Origin of the sequence: Enterobacter sp. 237C8, assembly GCF_034106865.1 — a bacterium.
Classification (GTDB): domain Bacteria; phylum Pseudomonadota; class Gammaproteobacteria; order Enterobacterales; family Enterobacteriaceae; genus Enterobacter; species Enterobacter asburiae_B.
The window spans coordinates 85,730-101,247 of sequence record NZ_JAWNDF010000001.1; the positions used below are offsets into that span (position 1 = coordinate 85,730).

The following is a 15,518-nucleotide window of genomic DNA, read 5'->3' on the forward strand; positions in this document are numbered from 1 at the left end:
TCTGTTTTTATTTTTATGTATTTGTACATGGAGAAAATAAATTGAAACAGAGCGCACTTTTCATCGCATTACTTCCCCTGTTAATTACCCCTGCCGTTTATGCCGACACTGCCCAAACCAGCGTGCTGGATAATCGCGCGGCAAAAGGGGATATCACCCAGCCTGGCGGCGCACGCCGTTTATCAGAAGATCAAACTGCCGCTATTCGCGCTTCGCTGAATGATAAGCCAGCGAAAAATATTATTCTGCTTATTGGCGATGGAATGGGGGATTCCGAAATCACGGCGGCGCGAAATTATGCCGAGGGTGCGGGCGGCTTTTTTAAAGGCATCGACGCATTACCGCTGACCGGACAATATACCCATTACGCGCTGGATAAAAAAACCGGTAAACCGGATTACGTCACGGACTCCGCGGCCTCTGCTACGGCGTGGTCCACCGGCGTGAAAACCTATAATGGCGCGCTGGGTGTGGATATTCACGAAAAAGATCATCAAACCCTTCTTGAGATGGCAAAAGCGGCGGGCCTGGCGACCGGCAACGTCTCCACCGCTGAACTTCAGGATGCAACGCCCGCGGCGCTGGTGGCGCACGTGACCTCGCGTAAATGCTACGGTCCGTCAGTGACCAGCGAAAAATGCCCGACGAACGCGCTGGAAAAAGGCGGCAAAGGCTCTATTACGGAACAGCTGCTGAACGCGCGTCCTGACGTGACCCTGGGCGGCGGCGCGAAAACCTTCGCAGAAACCGCAACGGCGGGCGAGTGGCAGGGCAAAACGCTGCGCGAGCAGGCGCAGGCCCGCGGCTATCAGCTGGTGAGTGACGCAAATTCTCTGGCAGCCATCACCGAGGCGAACCAGGACAAGCCGCTGCTGGGGCTATTCTCTGACGGCAACATGCCCGTGCGCTGGGAAGGACCAAAAGCCTCTTATCACGGCAATATCGATAAACCTGCCGTGACCTGTACGCCTAACCCGAAACGCACGGACAGCGTACCGACGCTGGCGGCGATGACTGATAAAGCCATCTCTCTGCTGAGCAAGAGCGAAAAAGGGTTCTTCCTGCAGGTTGAGGGCGCGTCGATCGATAAGCAGGATCATGCGGCGAATCCGTGCGGCCAGATTGGCGAAACCGTCGATCTGGACGAAGCGGTGCAGAAGGCGCTTGAGTTCGCGAAAAAAGACGGCAACACCCTGGTGATCGTCACCGCGGACCATGCCCATGCCAGCCAGATCATCCCGGCAGATACCAAAGCCCCGGGCCTGACGCAGGCGCTGAATACCAAGGATGGCGCCGTTATGGTGTTGAGCTACGGCAACTCTGAGGAAGAGTCCATGGAGCACACGGGCACCCAGCTGCGCATTGCTGCCTATGGCCCGCATGCGGCAAACGTGGTAGGCCTGACCGATCAAACGGATCTGTTCTACACCATGAAGGCGGCGCTGGGTTTTAAATGATAAAATCCCGGCGGAAATCACATCTGTCGGCTGGTTTTTTTCCTGTCACGAACCAGACTTACAGGGAATGTTCACAAAAGGATGGTGCAATGAAAACAACATTACTGGTTACTCTGCTCTCCGGCCTGTTCCTGGTCGCATCGGCGAACGCGGAAGAGAAGACGCTAACGCCGCAACAACAGCGTATGACCACCTGTAATCAACAGGCGACGTCGCAGAGTCTGAAGGGAGATGCCCGCAAGACCTACATGAGCGACTGCCTTAAAAATGGCGCCGCGAAGCCAGCTGAAAAAAGCCTGACGCCGCAGCAGCAAAAAATGCGCGAGTGTAATGCGAAAGCGACCGAACAGTCCCTGAAGGGGGACGACCGCAGCAAGTTCATGAGCGCGTGCCTGAAGAAAAAAGTGTAGTTCAAACGGGTGAGCGGCTTCGGCGGCTCACCCGAAATTTCATACTTTCCCCGCAGACCCCCTCTCTATAATTTGGGAAAATGTTTCAGAATATTCCCAAAAATGATGAATGATGAAACGTATTACAACAAAAAGCGCATTCGGGAAGAGTGGAATTTAACCCTTTCTCAGGATGACCCTCACCGCGCCGGCATTCAGTTTGCCCGGCGAGTTCGGCTGGCGCGCGCCGTCGGGCTGGCGGCGATGTTTTTCCCCGTTGCGGGGATGCTGGTCACCCATTTTTTACCCGGTGGCTGGTGGCTTTTACTGGTGGGGTGGGCGTTCGTCTGGCCCCATTTTGCCTGGCAGCTGTCCTGCCGTGCCGCTTCACCTCATCAGCAGGAAATTTTCAATCTCAAAATCGATGCCATTATTGCCGGGCTCTGGATAGGCGTGATGGGGATGAATGCGTTACCTACCGCGGCGCTGCTGATGATGGTGGGGATGAATATGATGGGTTCCGGGGGCTGTCGTCTGTTTCTCCCGGGGATGGCGTTGACGCTGCTCTCCGCGCTGGTGACCCTGCCACTCGTCGGGAAGGTGGCCGTCTTCAACCCCGACCTCGTGGAGTGGGGCTTAACGTTACCCGTACTCGTGCTGTATCCCATGCTGTTTGCCTGGCTCAGCCACCGAACCGCCGTCAGGCTTGCGGAACATAAGCAGCGGCTGGAAATGATGAGCACCCGCGATGGTATGACCGGGGTCTTTAACCGTCGGCACTGGGAAATGCTGCTGCGAAATGAATTTGAGCATTGTCGGCGCGACCACAGCACCGCCACGATATTGCTGATTGATATCGACCACTTTAAAAACATCAACGACACCTGGGGGCACGACGTGGGCGACGAGGCGATCATCGCCATTACGCGTCAGCTCCAGCGGTCGGTACGGTCAGGCGATGCGATCGGTCGGTTTGGCGGGGATGAGTTTGCGGTGATCATGTCGCAGACCGCGGCGGAAAGCGCCATCGCCGTGATGTCGCGACTGCATGAGCGGCTGGAAAAACTGACGTTACCGTGCGCGCCAAAAGAAGCGCTGCGCATCAGCGTAGGCGTTGCCCCCTGGGGGCCGCAGTTTGGACATTATCGGGAGTGGCTAAAGGCGGCGGACGTGGCGCTGTACAGGGCGAAAAATGCCGGGCGCGGCCGCACCGAAGTGGCTGCCTGACGCCCGGTCAGAAATCAGGATTTACTCAGCTTCTCTGATTTTTCCATGCATTTTGCCATCGCTTCAATGACGGCAGAGCGGAATCCGCGCTCTTCCAGCACCCGCACCGCTTCAATGGTGGTACCGCCCGGGGAGCAGACCATATCTTTCAGTTCACCCGGGTGTTTGCCGGTTTCCAGCACCATTTTGGCGGAGCCCATGACGGCCTGCGCAGCGAACTTATACGCCTGCGCGCGCGGCATTCCGCCAAGCACGGCGGCGTCGGCCATCGCTTCTAAAAACATGAACACATAGGCAGGGGCTGAGCCACTCACGCCGACCACCGGATGGATCATCGATTCGGCAATCACTTCTGCCTCACCGAAGCAGCGGAAAATATTCAGCACGTCGGCCACTTCTTCTGTGGTCACCAGCGCGTTAGGCGTGACGGAGGTCATTCCGGCATTGACCAGCGAGGGGGTATTGGGCATGGCGCGGACGATTTTACGATCGTGACCCAGCGCGCGCGCCAGCTGATCGAGCGTGACGCCTGCGGCAATCGACACGACCAGCGTCTCTTTATTCAGGCTGGAGGTGATATCGCTCAGCACTTTGATCATGATGTTCGGCTTGACGGCGCCAAAGACGATATCGGCGACCTGGGCGACTTCCTGCGCGCTTTCGGCGGCGTTGATCCCATATTGATCGCGCAACTCGGCGACTTTGTCCGGTGACGGGGTATAGACCCAAATCTGACCCGGCAGCACCTGCCCGCTGGCGATCAGACCGCCCAGGATGGCTTTGCCCATGTTACCGCAGCCGATAAACCCGATTTTCTTGTCCATCACGATTCTCCGTCATTATGCGTTGTTTTCTCTGATTGATAGCTTAACAACGAAATGCAGGCGACAATAGTCGGCAGACTCATTATGGGGAGACAATATGGCGATTTGGGTTGATGCGGACGCGTGTCCGAACGTGATTAAAGAGATTTTATTTCGCGCCGCCGAGCGCGTTCAGATGCCGCTGACGCTGGTGGCGAACCAGAATATTCGCGTACCGCCTTCGCGGTTCATCCGCTCCTTGCGCGTGCCGGCCGGGTTCGACGTGGCGGATAACGAAATTGTTCGCCTGTGCAGCGCGGAGGATCTGGTGATCACGGCGGATATTCCGCTGGCTGCCGAAGTGCTGGAGAAAGGGGCGGCGGCGCTCAATCCGCGCGGGGAGCGTTACTCGCCTTCGACCATTCGGGAAAAGCTCACCATGCGCGATTTTATGGATACGATGCGGGCCAGCGGCGTGCAGACCGGTGGACCGGACAGCCTGTCCCAGCGCGATCGCCAGCAGTTCGCTGCCGAGCTGGATAAATGGCTGCTGGAAGTGAAGCGCCGCACAGCGTAATGATAATTATTGTCAATTTGTGGTACAGTGTGGCCTCCACAGGGTTGTCATCCCGTACCGCTTTGCAGTAAAGTAATCGCAACATCTTCTGCAATTATTTCTTTACACTCTTCAGCCATTCGGCATCAAGGGGAACACCTGGCATGACCCAACCCATCTTTTTAGTTGGCCCCCGCGGCTGTGGGAAAACCACCGTTGGCCTGGAGCTGGCACGCGTGTGTCATCGCCAGTTTGTTGATACCGACCACTGGCTGCAAACCGAGGCCGGAAAAACCATCGCCGAGATTGTTGAGCAAGAGGGATGGGAGAGCTTTCGCGCGCGCGAAACCGCCGCGCTGAAAGCGGTCACCACCCCGTCTGCCGTGATCGCCACTGGCGGTGGCATTGTTCTGGCGGAGTGTAATCGCCACTTTATGCGCGAAAAGGGGATTGTGATTTATCTCAGCGCGCCGGTGTCGGCTCTGGTAGGGCGGCTGGAAGCCTTTCCGGAAGAGGGGCAACGTCCCGCGCTGACCTCCAGGCCGCTCAACGAAGAGGTGAGCGAAGTGCTGGCCGAACGCGATGCGCTATACCGCGAAGCGGCTCACCACGTGGTGGATGCGTCAGCCTCTCCCGAAGACGTTGTGATTCAGATTATTACCGCCCTGCGTTTGGCTTGTGCCAGCTAACCGGCGTCTATACTTATAGCTCAGACATAAAAAAAGGATGAGCTATGCCAACCAGACCTCCCTATCCGCGTGAAGCACGTATTGTTACCGTTGAAAAAGGCCAGACGGGTCATACCGTGACCTGGTATCAACTGCGTGCCGATCACCCCAAGCCGGACTCGCTGATCAGTGAACACGAGACTGAACAGGAAGCGCTGGATGCGAAACGGCGCTATGAAGATCCCGATAAAACCTGACCCTTTTCCTAAACGTTCCAGTATCGTGCCTGAATCACACTTTTTACTCATCGGGAAAGTTAAGCAGGAGTTAATATTTAGTTATTACAAGTAACTCCGGTATCGGCAGGCGATCTTTACATTTCGATGTCGGGATCACCTGCTACGCTTGGTGCTGTTTTGTTGAAAAAATGAACTGTGCAGCGTAGTGAGCCTGTACCTGTGTGCACGATGTTGGAGTAATGGAAGGCGATCAAGATGAAGGCAACGTTGGCGATCCTCACCATTGGTGTGGTCCCTGTAAGCGAAGTGTTACCGCTCTTAACCGAGCATGTATCTGAACAACAGATAACGCATCTTAGCCTGCTGGGGAAGATGAGCCGGGAAGAGGTCATGGAAGACTACGCTGTCGAGGCGGGGGAGGATCCCCTGGCGACGTTATTAAGCGACGGTAAACTGGCGCATGTTTCGCGTCAGAAAATCGAGCGCTCGCTGCAGGGCGTAATAGAAGTGCTCGATAATCAAGGTTATGACGTTATTTTGCTGATGAGTACCGCGCCCATTAAGGGCCTCACGGCGCGTAATGCGATTTTGCTGGAGCCGATGCGGATCATTCCACCGCTGGTGGCCTCCATCGTGGATGGTCACCAGGTGGGGGTGATTGTGCCCATTGAGGAGCTCATGGATAACCAGGAAGCAAAATGGCACGTGCTGGAAAAAGTGCCCTTGTATGCGCTGGCAAATCCGTTCTGGGACAGTGAGGCCAAGCTCATTGCTGCCGGGAAGGAACTGCTTGAGAGAGGAGCAGATGTCTTGATTCTGGACTGCCTCGGTTTCCATCAGCACCATCGTGATCTGCTGCAAAAAGCGCTGGATGTGCCCGTGCTGTTATCCAACGTTCTGATGGCTCGCCTGGCCTCGGAACTCCTCATGTAATGATTTTGCGTGACAGGTGATGAGCATGGCCCCTATAGTGAATTTTTATCTATAAATATAAGGGCCAGTTCATGCTTCAAAGTAACGAATACTTTTCCGGTAAAGTGAAATCCATTGGTTTTACCAGCAGCAGCACTGGCCGCGCCAGTGTCGGCGTTATGGCGGAAGGGGAATACACCTTTGGCACGGCGGAAGCTGAAGAAATGACGGTCGTCAGCGGGGCGCTGAACGTCTTACTGCCGGGTGAAACGGAATGGAAAGTTTACGCTGCCGGGCAAGTTTTCAACGTCCCTGGCCACAGCGAGTTTCATTTGCAGGTCGCTGAACCTACCTCTTATCTGTGCCGCTACCTGAAATAAAAAATAAGCCGGGTGGCGCTAACGCTTACCCGGCCTGCGTTTTGCCTGTTATCTCTGCGCTTCGCCGCCGAGACCTTCCACCAGATTCTGAATCAACGCGGCCAGCTCGCCGGTCATCAGGATGAAGTCCGCGTCAAAGCGCTGGGCGTAATCTTCCCTGTCGATATCTTCGTTCTGATCGCGCAGCTCGTCGCAGAACTTCAGACGCTTCACGGAGCCGTCGTCGCACATCACGAACTGAATGCGCTGCTGCCAGTCGAGCGCCAGTTTAGTAACCACTTTACCCGCTTCGATGTGGACGGCGATCTCGTCGCTCACCAGATCCTGCTTCTTCGCGCGGATCACGCCGCCATCTTCCAGCAGGGCTTTCAGCTCGGCTTCATCAAGGATCTGGAAACCCTGAGCCGCAGCGCCGCTGCGTACCCATTCGGTCAGCGTCAGCTCGATCGGCGTTTCCAGCGCCAGCGGAACGACCGGTAAAGATCCGATGCTTTTACGCAGCAGGGCCAGCGTATCTTCTGCTTTCTTGGCGCTGGCGCAGTCCACCATGATCAGCCCGTTGACGGTGTCGATCCACATCATGGTCTGGCTGAAGCGGCTGAAGGCGCGCGGCAGCAGAGAGTGCAGCACTTCGTCTTTTAGCGAATCTTTCTCGGTCTTTTTCAGCTTGCGGCCCTGTTCGGCTTCCAGCTTGAAAATTTTCGCTTCGAGCGCCTGCTTAACCACCGGCGTCGGCAGGATTTTCTCTTCTTTACGGGCGCAGACGATGATTTGACCCGTGCTGCTGGCGTGGGTCAGTGCATCGCTTTGTGAACCCATTGGCGGAACCCAGCCGGTTTTCGCCATATCCTGGCTACCGCAAGGGGAAAAGGTATAAGCGGCTAACTGTTTTTCCATCTCTTCTGCACGCAGCGAAACGTCGCGGCTGAGACGGTAAACCATCAAATTTTTGAACCACAGCATGATAATTTCCACGGCCTTGTCGTTAAATCAGCGGGCATGATAACGAATTGTCGCATCGCTTGCATTGCTAATCGGGAAGCGTGCTTCTACTCTGTTGATAATCAAAATAATGAGGAGAGTCTTGTGCGTATTGGGATCGATTTGGGCGGCACCAAAACAGAAGTCATCGCACTGAGCGAGCAGGGGGAGCAGCTGTTTCGCCATCGTCTGCCGACGCCGCGCGATGATTATCACCAGACTATCGAGACGATTGCCAGCCTGGTTGAGATGGCAGAGCAGGCGACAAGCCAAACCGGCAGCGTCGGGATGGGGATCCCGGGGTCGATCTCGCCGTATACCGGGGTGGTTAAAAATGCCAACTCCACCTGGCTCAACGGTCAGCCGTTTGATAAAGATTTGAGCCAACGTCTGAACCGGGAAGTGCGTCTGGCCAACGACGCCAACTGCCTGGCGGTCTCTGAGGCCATCGACGGCGCGGCGGCCGGTGCTCAGACCGTGTTTGCCGTGATTATCGGTACCGGCTGCGGAGCGGGCGTGGCGTTCGGCGGGCGCGCCCATATCGGCGGCAACGGCACCGCGGGCGAGTGGGGACACAACCCGCTGCCGTGGATGGATGAAGACGAGCTTAAATACCGCGCTGAGGTGCCGTGCTACTGCGGAAAGCAGGGCTGTATTGAGACGTTTATCTCTGGCACCGGTTTTGCGACCGACTACCACCGCTTAAGCGGCCAGCCGCTTAAGGGCAACGAAATCATGCGTCTGGTCGAAGAACAGGATCCGGTCGCCGAGCTGGCCCTTAGCCGCTACGAAATGCGGCTGGCGAAATCCCTGGCGCACGTGGTGAATATTCTCGATCCGGACGTGATTGTGCTCGGCGGCGGCATGAGCAACGTCGACCGGCTGTACGCCACGGTACCGAATCTGGTGAAACAGTGGGTGTTTGGCGGCGAGTGTGAAACCCCGATCCGCAAAGCTGTCCACGGTGACTCCAGCGGCGTGCGCGGCGCGGCGTGGCTGTGGCCGGAATAAAAGCAAATAATGTTTATTCCCTCTCCCTGTGGGAGAGGGCCTGGGTGGGGCAAGGTAAAAGCAAAACAGCAACGCAAGTTGCTGTTTTTGGTGTTTTTACCCTCTCCCTGTGGGAGAGGGCTAGGGTGAGGGCATCAGACCGCACCGACCTACCATTCAGCCCACCGCAAACACCTTATCCAGCCTGCTGTACCCCAGCCCGTTGATTTTCTTCACCTTGATCTGCACCGGAATGCGCTCTTTCATCGCCTCTACGTGGCTGATCACGCCGATGGTTTTCCCGGTGGCGTTCAGCGCGTCGAGCGCATCCAGCGCGGTATCCAGCGTTTCACTGTCGAGCGTGCCGAACCCCTCATCCAGGAACAGGGAATCGATCCGCGTCTTATGGCTCACCAGATCGGAAAGAGCCAGCGCCAGCGCCAGGCTGACCAGGAAGCTCTCGCCGCCCGAGAGCGTTCGGGTATCGCGAACCGCATCCGCCTGCCAGGTATCGACCACTTCCAGCTCCAGCGCGTCGCTGGCCTTGCGCTGCAGCAGATAACGCCCGTGCAGACGGTTAAGCTGCTGGTTAGCAAGCCAGACGAGATTATCCAGCGTCAGCCCCTGCGCGAACTTGCGGAACTTGTCGCCGGTGCTGGAGCCGATCAGCGCGTTCAGATAACCCCAGTCGTCCGCCTGGCGCGCGGCCTCTTCAATTTGCTGCATCAACGCCAGCTGGTGCTGACGGTTATCGCTGTCCTGCTTAAGCTGCTGGCGGATCTCGCCCTGATGCGTGGTGTTCTCGCGAAGCCTTTCCGCCAGCTGCTGCAGCTGGCTTTGCAGCGCAGGAGCATCGGCGTTGAGCCCTTCCGGCCGCAGCGCCAGATGAGCCTGCAGCTGCTGGTTAGCCTTGCCGGAAAGGGCTGCGGCCTGCTGTATCTGGCTTTCCAGCGACTGCTTCAGCTGTTCGAGGCGACGAATAGCGTCGTCATCCAGCAGCGCGGCAAGGAACGCGTCCCGATCGGCAAAGCAGCTCGCTGCGAGCGCCGCGGTGAACTGCGTCTGCGACTGCTGCAGGCGCTCTTGCTCCAGCTTTTCCTGCTGCTGCTGCGCGCTGAGCTGGCTTTGTAGCGACACGCATTCATCGTGAACGTCGCGCCAGCCGTCAGGAATGGCCGGTTCGGCCTCTTCGCCGTTCGTTTCCGGAAGCGTGTCGAGCAGCGGCTTCAGCGCGTTTATGCGTTCCAGAAGCACGCCGTGCTGCGTTTGTTTCTCCTGCCACTGCGCGAATTCCGCTTCGCGGGCGTGCAGCCAGGCGGCTTCATTGCCGTCTTCAGGTACGTTAAGCGATAGCGAGAGCAGGGTGTTTTCCAGCGCCTGGCGCGCGGCCGTCAGCTGCTGCTGATACTGTCGCTCCAGCACTTCCTGCTCGTTTAGCTGGTTTTGCAGGGTCAGACGCTGGCTCAACTGAAAAAGCTGGCGCTCGTACTGTTCCTGCTCGTTCATCCATGGCGTGATATCTTCCTGAATATTCAACGCTATGTTCAGGGAAGCGCAGACCTCCATCCACTCTTTAGTGAGCGCTTGCTCTTCCTGAGAGAGAGTCTGCGCTTCGTCTGTCTCGCGCTGGATCTGCTGCGTCAGGGCATTAACCTGTCCCAGCACCAGCAGGCCTTCCTCTTTAAGCGCGGCGACCTCTTTTTCCAGGGTATCGCGGCGGCGCTGGTTATCCGTCAGCTCAAGCGACTGGTATTGCGCAACGGCGGGGTGTTCGCTGGAGCCGCACAGCGGACAGGGTTTGCCGGCCTCAAGCCGGGAACGATAGCTTTCCAGGTCTTTAATCGTCGCTTCGCGTTCGCAGAGGGCTTTAAGATCCAGAAAGTGCTGGTGTTTCTCTTTGTACTGCTGGCGACGCAGCGTCAGCGTTTCATTGAGTTTGTTTTGATCGGCCTGGGCCTTCTGCACGCTTTCACCGCTCTGGCGCAGGCGCTTTTGCAGCGGCTGATAGCGGGCATGCAGCGACGTCAGCCGCTGGCGCAGCGTGCGTGACCGGGACTGCTGCTCCATGGCCGCGCTGACCTCATCCGCCGTCAGCGTCAGCGCATTTTCCGGCATCTCAGCCAGCCTGTTGCGTAATTCACCCATCCGCGCAGCAAGCGAGGCTAACTGCGTTTTGTCGCGGTTAAGCTGTGAGAACTGGGCACGCCAGCCGGCAATTTCCTGCCCCAGCAGGCGATAGCGCTCGTGCTCCGCCAGCCACTGCGCCAGCGCCGTCAGTTCGGTCTGAAGCTGCTCATGATTACGCTGGGCGGTATGACGGATCCGCGCGCGCAGCGCGGTTTTGGCTTGTAAGCGAGTATTTACTTCAATAATTCGCTGCTGGGTTTGCGTCAGGCGCGCGGTTTGCTCCTGCTGGTGCTCCCAAAGCGGTCGAAGCTGGGCGGCGGGCAGAGCAAGCTGGAGCTTTGCCAGCTCTGGCGCAGCGTTCGTCAGCGCCTGTTGCGCCTGCTGCTGCATCGCGGTGACGCGCTGTTGCTCAAGCACGAGCTCATCATGGCGCGTAAGCCACTGAAAATCTTTCTGCTGGCTTTGCTGCTGAACCAGCAGGGTTTTCTCTTCGTCAGTAAGCGCCTGCAAACTTTGCTGCAACTGCTGCTGTTGCTCTTCGCTCAACAGCACGACGCCCGCCGCCTGCGCCTCGCACTTTTCAAGCACGCTGCGGGCGGCTTTGTGTTTCTCAAACACCATGGCGGAAATCTGTCCGTAGATCTCGGTGCCGGTCAGCTCTTCCAGCAGCTCGGCGCGATCGCTCGGCCTGGCATTAAGGAAGGCGGCAAACTGCCCCTGTGAGAGCAGCATCGAGCGGGTGAAGCGGCCATAGTCCAGCCCGGTGAGCGCAGCGGTTTGCTCCAGTTTATCCGTCACTTTGTCGGCCAGGATTTTGCCATCTTCGCAGCGCGCCAGCTCCACGCGCGGCGCCTGCAGGTTTCCGTCCGGCTGGTTGCGCGCGCGGTTCTGGCTCCAGAATGCGCGATAGGCGGTGCCTTTTACCTCGAACTCCACTTCCGCCAGGCACTCGGCGGTGTCGCGCGTCATCAGGTCGTTTTGCGCCTGAGAGACCTTCTGCAGGCGCGGCGTTTCGTGATAAAGCGCCAGACAGATGGCGTCGAGCAGGGTGGTTTTACCTGCCCCGGTCGCGCCGGTAATGGCAAACAGCCCGTTGCTGGCAAACGGCTCCGCGGTAAAGTCAATTTTCCACTCGCCCTTCAGGGAGTTGAGATTTTTCAGGCGCAGGCTCAAAATTTTCATGCGTTTTCTTCCTCATCATTGAGCGCATGCAGGGTATGGCTGAACAGTTCGCTGAGTCTTGCGCGCTTCGCGTCGTCAATTTCCTCCTGCGAGAGCCTGCGTTCAAACACCTCTTCAACCCGAAGCTCACTGAGCGTTTCACGTTGAGCGCTTAACAGAATTTTCTCGCGCTGCTCGCGGCTGCGGCGTACCAGTAAGACTTCGACGGGTAAATCTTCCGTCAGCGCCTGAATTTTACGCTGCATATCGTGCAGGTAGTCGTTGGTGGTGATTTCGATATCCAGCCAGACGGGCGGGTTAAGCGCTGTTCCGCGCCACTGCTCAAGCTGGGCGGTAATGGCGTCAAGATCGCCCTTCAGCACCGCCAGCGGCTGGGTGACCGGGACCTCCAGCGTCTCGACGGCGTGAAGTTTTCCCTCGGAGAAGCTCACCAGATGGACGGACTTGGCTTTGCCCGTTTCGTCAAAGCTGAGCGAAAGAGGCGAGCCGCAGTAGCGGATGTGCTCGCTGCCGCCGACGATCTGCGCCCGGTGTATGTGCCCGAGCGCAATGTAGTCGGCTGGCGGGAAGTTTTGCGCCGGAAAGGCATCCAGCGTGCCGATATAGATGTCGCGTACGGCGTCACTTTTACTGGCCCCGACGGTGGTGAGATGCCCGGTCGCAATCACCGGAATCGGCTGGTCGCCGCGCAGGGCGCAGGCATCGGCGTGCTGCTGGTGATAATAATCGGTGATGGCCTGCAGGAGATGCTGCTGTTTTTCCACGCCCGACAGCCCCGCCTGGCTTTGCACGATGTCGCGCGGCCGTAAAAAGGGAATGGGGCACAGTACCGCCCCCGGCGTGCCGTCGCGTTTTTTCAGGATCTGCGGGGGCTGCCCGGCGCTGGCGACGACCGTGGTATTGAGAAATGCCAGGATGTCGCGGGATTCATTGAGGGTCGCGACGGAATCATGGTTGCCGGCGACAATCACCAGATGACAGCCGGTTTGCTGCAAATTCACCACGAAGCGGTTGTACAGTTCACGCGCATAGCTGGGGGGCGAGCCGGTATCAAAGATGTCACCCGCCACAATAATCGCGTCCACCTCGTGCGTCCGGGCCGTTTCCAGCAGCCAGTTCAGGAAGGCTTCATGTTCAGCCGCACGGCTTTTGCTGTAAAAATTTTGACCCAGATGCCAGTCCGAGGTGTGAAGTATGCGCATAGCAGATCCGTGGCAAAAAAGAGAAAGCAGGATTATAAACGTTCAGAGACGGGAAAATAACCGCTGTAATAAAACAACGGTTTGCCCGTTATCGTGGTACTGTTTTTCATAAATCTGTCATAAATCTGACGCATAATGGCGCCGAATTACAAACTTGTAACTTAAATAAGATAAGACAGGGCATAGTATGGCGAGACGTATTCTGGTCGTAGAAGATGAAGCTCCAATTCGTGAAATGGTGTGCTTCGTGCTCGAGCAAAACGGCTTCCAGCCGGTTGAAGCGGAAGATTATGACAGCGCAGTGAACCAGCTGAATGAACCCTGGCCCGATCTGATTCTGCTGGACTGGATGTTGCCCGGCGGCTCCGGACTGCAGTTTATCAAACACCTGAAGCGTGAAGCGCTGACCCGCGACATCCCGGTTGTGATGCTCACGGCGCGCGGAGAAGAAGAGGATCGCGTGCGCGGTCTGGAGACCGGCGCGGACGATTACATTACTAAACCGTTCTCCCCAAAAGAGCTGGTTGCCCGCATTAAAGCCGTGATGCGCCGTATTTCGCCGATGGCGGTGGAAGAGGTGATTGAGATGCAGGGGCTGAGCCTTGACCCCACCTCACACCGCGTCATGACCGGTGAAAATCCCCTCGACATGGGGCCTACCGAATTTAAACTTCTGCACTTCTTTATGACCCACCCGGAACGCGTTTACAGCCGCGAGCAGTTGCTGAATAACGTCTGGGGAACTAACGTGTATGTCGAAGACCGGACGGTTGACGTACATATTCGCCGCCTGCGAAAAGCACTGGAACTGAGCGGCCACGATCGCATGGTGCAGACGGTCCGCGGCACGGGTTATCGTTTTTCTACCCGTTTCTGAACAATGACAGGAGTGTGACGCGTGCTGGAACGTCTGTCATGGAAAAGGCTCGTCTTTGAACTGATCTTATGCTGTATTCCGGCCTTCCTTCTGGGGGCCTTTCTTGGACACCTGCCGTGGTTTCTGCTGGCGTCGGTCACCGGGCTGCTGATCTGGCATTTCTGGAACCTGCTGCGCCTCTCCTGGTGGCTGTGGGTTGACCGAAGTATGACGCCGCCGCCGGGAAGCGGCAGCTGGGAGCCGCTGCTGTACGGTCTGCATCAGATGCAGATGCGTAATAAAAAGCGTCGCCGCGAGCTGGGAAGCCTGATTAAGCGTTTTCGCAGCGGTGCAGAGTCGCTGCCGGATGCCGTTATTCTGACGACCGAAGAAGGGACGATCTTCTGGTGTAACGGCCTTGCGCAACAGCTGCTGGGCCTGCGCTGGCCCGATGATAATGGTCAGAATATCCTCAACCTTCTGCGCTATCCCGAGTTCACGCTGTATCTGAAAAAGCGTGATTTTACCCGCCCGCACAATCTGAAGCTCAATAATGGTCGCCATCTGGAAATCCGCGTGATGCCCTACAGCGATAAGCAGTGGCTGATGGTGGCGCGAGATGTCACCCAGATGCACCAGCTGGAAGGGGCGCGTCGCAACTTCTTCGCCAACGTCAGTCACGAACTGCGTACCCCGCTGACCGTGCTTCAGGGCTACCTGGAGATGATGCAGGAGCAAACGCTTGAAGGCGCGCCGCGTGAAAAAGCGCTGCACACCATGCGCGAGCAAACGCACCGGATGGAAGGGCTGGTGAAGCAGCTGCTGACGCTCTCGAAGATTGAAGCGGCGCCAACGCTTGCGCTAAATGAGACCATTGATGTCCCGATGATGCTGCGGGTCGTTGAGCGTGAAGCGCAGACGTTAAGCCACAAAAAGCATCACCTGACCTTTGAGGTCGACAATACGCTGAAGGTGCTGGGCAGCGAAGATGAACTGCGTAGCGCCATTTCCAACCTGGTGTATAACGCGGTGAATCATACGCCGGAGGGGACGAATATCGTGGTGCGCTGGCACCATGCCCCAACGGGGGCGGAGTTTAGCGTGGAAGACGACGGGCCGGGGATCGCGCCTGAGCATATTCCGCGTCTGACCGAGCGCTTTTACCGTGTGGATAAAGCGCGATCCCGGCAAACAGGCGGAAGCGGCCTGGGGCTGGCAATTGTGAAACACGCGGTGAATCACCATGAAAGCCGTCTCGATATTCAGAGTACGCTGGGTAAAGGAACCCGCTTCAGTTTCGTTATTCCGGAACGATTAATTGCCAAAAAGATCGCCTGACGGCAGGCGTGTCATTTTACCTTTCCACGGGTCAGCGTCTGCTGGCCCGTTTGCTTTGCAGTCAAGCGAAACGCGGATGAATTTTATACGGCTGACTGTTTTTTGTTCGCATGATTAGCCATGGGTTTTTCTTATAAATAGCGTATTGTTCTGACGTGTATTTTCATGCTGGCATATTGTTCTGGTTTTACGATCCCACCTTGCCTTTAAA

General features: G+C 57.1%; 15 protein-coding genes. 11 read left to right on the forward strand and 4 right to left on the reverse strand.

Annotation, left to right across the window (positions count from 1 at the left end; genetic code table 11):
- The first annotated feature begins 41 nt into the window (after positions 1–41).
- The 3 genes from phoA to adrA all read left to right on the forward strand — a co-directional run bounded on the left by phoA (position 42) and on the right by adrA (position 3,073).
- Entirely contained in the window at positions 42–1,457 is a 1,416-nt protein-coding gene (gene phoA / locus USF70_RS00445) for an alkaline phosphatase (RefSeq protein WP_045887909.1), read from the forward strand.
- 89 nt (positions 1,458–1,546) lie between these two features.
- Positions 1,547–1,867 carry a phosphate starvation-inducible protein PsiF gene (gene psiF, locus USF70_RS00450; RefSeq protein ID WP_023334671.1) on the forward strand — a complete coding sequence of 107 codons (321 nt, stop codon included), beginning with the start codon at positions 1,547–1,549 and terminating at the stop codon, positions 1,865–1,867.
- A 102-nt stretch (positions 1,868–1,969) separates the two neighbouring features.
- The gene (gene adrA, locus USF70_RS00455; RefSeq protein ID WP_320735159.1) at positions 1,970–3,073 is read left to right on the forward strand and encodes a diguanylate cyclase AdrA; all 1,104 of its coding nucleotides are present in this window, start codon (positions 1,970–1,972) and stop codon (positions 3,071–3,073) included.
- 14 nt (positions 3,074–3,087) lie between these two features.
- Here the strand turns inward: adrA and proC are convergent, their stop codons facing one another.
- Positions 3,088–3,897 carry a pyrroline-5-carboxylate reductase gene (gene proC / locus USF70_RS00460; protein WP_023310536.1) on the reverse strand — a complete coding sequence of 270 codons (810 nt, stop codon included), beginning with the start codon at positions 3,895–3,897 and terminating at the stop codon, positions 3,088–3,090.
- 97 nt (positions 3,898–3,994) lie between these two features.
- Between proC and USF70_RS00465 the strand changes: the two genes are divergently transcribed.
- The 5 genes from USF70_RS00465 to ppnP all read left to right on the forward strand — a co-directional run bounded on the left by USF70_RS00465 (position 3,995) and on the right by ppnP (position 6,631).
- Positions 3,995–4,453 carry a YaiI/YqxD family protein gene (locus USF70_RS00465; RefSeq protein ID WP_010428006.1) on the forward strand — a complete coding sequence of 153 codons (459 nt, stop codon included), beginning with the start codon at positions 3,995–3,997 and terminating at the stop codon, positions 4,451–4,453.
- Between the two features lie 143 nt (positions 4,454–4,596).
- Positions 4,597–5,121 (forward strand): shikimate kinase AroL, encoded by a 525-nt coding sequence (aroL, locus tag USF70_RS00470; RefSeq protein ID WP_032639634.1) that lies wholly within the window; start codon positions 4,597–4,599, stop codon positions 5,119–5,121.
- A gap of 44 nt (positions 5,122–5,165) precedes the next feature.
- Positions 5,166–5,357 (forward strand): protein YaiA, encoded by a 192-nt coding sequence (gene yaiA, locus USF70_RS00475; protein ID WP_032638425.1) that lies wholly within the window; start codon positions 5,166–5,168, stop codon positions 5,355–5,357.
- A 237-nt stretch (positions 5,358–5,594) separates the two neighbouring features.
- The gene (locus USF70_RS00480; protein WP_008503271.1) at positions 5,595–6,272 is read left to right on the forward strand and encodes an AroM family protein; all 678 of its coding nucleotides are present in this window, start codon (positions 5,595–5,597) and stop codon (positions 6,270–6,272) included.
- 71 nt (positions 6,273–6,343) lie between these two features.
- Positions 6,344–6,631 carry a pyrimidine/purine nucleoside phosphorylase gene (ppnP, locus tag USF70_RS00485; protein WP_008503270.1) on the forward strand — a complete coding sequence of 96 codons (288 nt, stop codon included), beginning with the start codon at positions 6,344–6,346 and terminating at the stop codon, positions 6,629–6,631.
- Between the two features lie 48 nt (positions 6,632–6,679).
- Here the strand turns inward: ppnP and rdgC are convergent, their stop codons facing one another.
- Positions 6,680–7,594 (reverse strand): recombination-associated protein RdgC, encoded by a 915-nt coding sequence (gene rdgC / locus USF70_RS00490; protein WP_023310540.1) that lies wholly within the window; start codon positions 7,592–7,594, stop codon positions 6,680–6,682.
- A 123-nt stretch (positions 7,595–7,717) separates the two neighbouring features.
- Here rdgC and mak point away from each other — a divergent pair, with 123 nt between their 5' ends.
- Positions 7,718–8,623, forward strand: a complete 906-nt coding sequence (gene mak, locus USF70_RS00495; protein WP_320735160.1) for a fructokinase — start codon at positions 7,718–7,720, stop codon at positions 8,621–8,623.
- A 156-nt stretch (positions 8,624–8,779) separates the two neighbouring features.
- On the opposite strand, the gene sbcC is transcribed toward mak, so the two are convergent.
- Both sbcC and sbcD read right to left on the reverse strand, forming a co-directional pair.
- Complete coding sequence (gene sbcC, locus USF70_RS00500; RefSeq protein WP_320735161.1) at positions 8,780–11,911, reverse strand: exonuclease subunit SbcC; 3,132 nt, start codon at positions 11,909–11,911, stop codon at positions 8,780–8,782.
- Positions 11,908–13,113, reverse strand: a complete 1,206-nt coding sequence (gene sbcD, locus USF70_RS00505) for an exonuclease subunit SbcD (protein WP_320735162.1) — start codon at positions 13,111–13,113, stop codon at positions 11,908–11,910. The genes sbcC and sbcD overlap by 4 nt, the downstream gene beginning before the upstream one ends.
- Before the next feature lie 187 nt (positions 13,114–13,300).
- Here sbcD and phoB point away from each other — a divergent pair, with 187 nt between their 5' ends.
- Positions 13,301–13,990 (forward strand): phosphate response regulator transcription factor PhoB, encoded by a 690-nt coding sequence (gene phoB / locus USF70_RS00510; RefSeq protein ID WP_008503265.1) that lies wholly within the window; start codon positions 13,301–13,303, stop codon positions 13,988–13,990.
- 21 nt (positions 13,991–14,011) lie between these two features.
- Positions 14,012–15,307 (forward strand): phosphate regulon sensor histidine kinase PhoR, encoded by a 1,296-nt coding sequence (gene phoR, locus USF70_RS00515; RefSeq protein WP_033144752.1) that lies wholly within the window; start codon positions 14,012–14,014, stop codon positions 15,305–15,307.
- The last annotated feature ends 211 nt before the right edge of the window (positions 15,308–15,518 follow it).

Excerpts from the sequence above, each read along its gene's own strand:
- psiF (WP_023334671.1), top strand. The coding sequence starts at position 1,547 with ATGAAAACAACATTACTGGTTACTCTGCTCTCCGGCCTGTTCCTGGTC.
- adrA (WP_320735159.1), top strand. The coding sequence starts at position 1,970 with ATGATGAATGATGAAACGTATTACAACAAAAAGCGCATTCGGGAAGAG.
- proC (WP_023310536.1), bottom strand. The coding sequence starts at position 3,897 with ATGGACAAGAAAATCGGGTTTATCGGCTGCGGTAACATGGGCAAAGCC.
- USF70_RS00465 (WP_010428006.1), top strand. The coding sequence starts at position 3,995 with ATGGCGATTTGGGTTGATGCGGACGCGTGTCCGAACGTGATTAAAGAG.
- aroL (WP_032639634.1), top strand. The coding sequence starts at position 4,597 with ATGACCCAACCCATCTTTTTAGTTGGCCCCCGCGGCTGTGGGAAAACC.
- yaiA (WP_032638425.1), top strand. The coding sequence starts at position 5,166 with ATGCCAACCAGACCTCCCTATCCGCGTGAAGCACGTATTGTTACCGTT.
- USF70_RS00480 (WP_008503271.1), top strand. The coding sequence starts at position 5,595 with ATGAAGGCAACGTTGGCGATCCTCACCATTGGTGTGGTCCCTGTAAGC.
- ppnP (WP_008503270.1), top strand. The coding sequence starts at position 6,344 with ATGCTTCAAAGTAACGAATACTTTTCCGGTAAAGTGAAATCCATTGGT.
- rdgC (WP_023310540.1), bottom strand. The coding sequence starts at position 7,594 with ATGCTGTGGTTCAAAAATTTGATGGTTTACCGTCTCAGCCGCGACGTT.
- sbcC (WP_320735161.1), bottom strand. The coding sequence starts at position 11,911 with ATGAAAATTTTGAGCCTGCGCCTGAAAAATCTCAACTCCCTGAAGGGC.
- sbcD (WP_320735162.1), bottom strand. The coding sequence starts at position 13,113 with ATGCGCATACTTCACACCTCGGACTGGCATCTGGGTCAAAATTTTTAC.
- phoB (WP_008503265.1), top strand. The coding sequence starts at position 13,301 with ATGGCGAGACGTATTCTGGTCGTAGAAGATGAAGCTCCAATTCGTGAA.